Here is a 418-nt window from a genome sequence, read left to right as displayed (position 1 = left end):
TGGGGACGCGCTCGCTGCCCGGGAACCCCTACGACGGCCACACCCTCGGCGAGGCCCTGGAGCAGGTCGGCATCCTCACCGGCCACCCGCCCAAGCGCGCCGTCGTCGATCGCGGCTACAAGGGCCACGGCGTCGAGCACACCCAGGTCCTGATCAGCGGAACCCGCCGCGGCCTGACACCGGCGCTCGCGAAGGCGCTCCGCCGACGCAGCAGCATCGAGCCCGAGATCGGCCACATGAAGGCCGATGGTCGCCTCACTCGCTGCTACCTGAAAGGCACCCTCGGCGATGCGCTCTTCGCCGTCCTCTGCGGCTGCGGGCACAACATCCGCAAGATCCTCGCCCATCTGAGGAAGCTTCTTGCCGTCGTCATTACCCTCGTTCTGGCGATGATCCGGCAGGAGCACGCTCGCGGCTA

The 418-nt window shown here is 68.9% G+C and carries 1 pseudogene; it reads left to right on the top strand.

What is annotated here, in order from left to right:
- Nucleotides 1–418: pseudogene (locus FG154_RS20840) on the top strand (IS5/IS1182 family transposase); the annotation flags it as partial.

The organism is Cereibacter sediminicola (genome assembly GCF_007668225.1).
GTDB classification, from domain to species: domain Bacteria; phylum Pseudomonadota; class Alphaproteobacteria; order Rhodobacterales; family Rhodobacteraceae; genus Cereibacter_A; species Cereibacter_A azotoformans.
This window is presented reverse-complemented; position numbering and strand designations above follow the sequence as displayed.